1 protein-coding gene is annotated in these 469 nt (G+C 61.0%); it reads left to right on the top strand.

Annotation, left to right across the window (positions count from 1 at the left end):
* The coding region (locus AACY08_RS29350; RefSeq protein ID WP_339472589.1) for a His/Gly/Thr/Pro-type tRNA ligase C-terminal domain-containing protein at window positions 1-389 on the top strand (389 nt) is incomplete at its 5' end.
* Window positions 390-469 lie beyond the last annotated feature (80 nt).

The following is a 469-nucleotide window of genomic DNA, read 5'->3' on the forward strand; positions in this document are numbered from 1 at the left end:
CGATGTTGCTGGAGGAGCCGGTCGTAGAGCCCGTCGAGGCCGTAGTGATCCCCATGGGCATGGCTGCCGAGGCCCGGGCAGTCGCCGTTATCGCCGAGTTGCGCCGCACCGGGGTAACGTCTGATATGGCCTTTAGGGGCAATATGAAACGGCGGCTGGCAAAGGCCAATGACGCTAAGGCTACCTACGCGCTAATTTTGGGCGACGAGGAACTGCTCCAAAATCGGATAGTCGTCCGCAATCTCGCTGAGGGTAAACAGGCGACATGTTCCTTAAACTCGATTGGGCGCGTCCCGCTGTCGCTGCTTTGGGGCGTTGACACGGGTGACCCGGAGACCGTTGATACTAGCTATGTCGGCGGCATCCTCTCGGATTACGACGCTCAATGACCACCATCTCCCCAGACCGCATCCGCCAGATCGAGGCGCGGCGCGACGAGCTTTCGGCGCTGATGGCGACCGGGGATTTG

The organism is Pseudomonas sp. EL_65y_Pfl1_R83 (genome assembly GCF_963970695.1).
Lineage (GTDB): Bacteria > Pseudomonadota > Gammaproteobacteria > Pseudomonadales > Pseudomonadaceae > Aquipseudomonas > Aquipseudomonas tritici.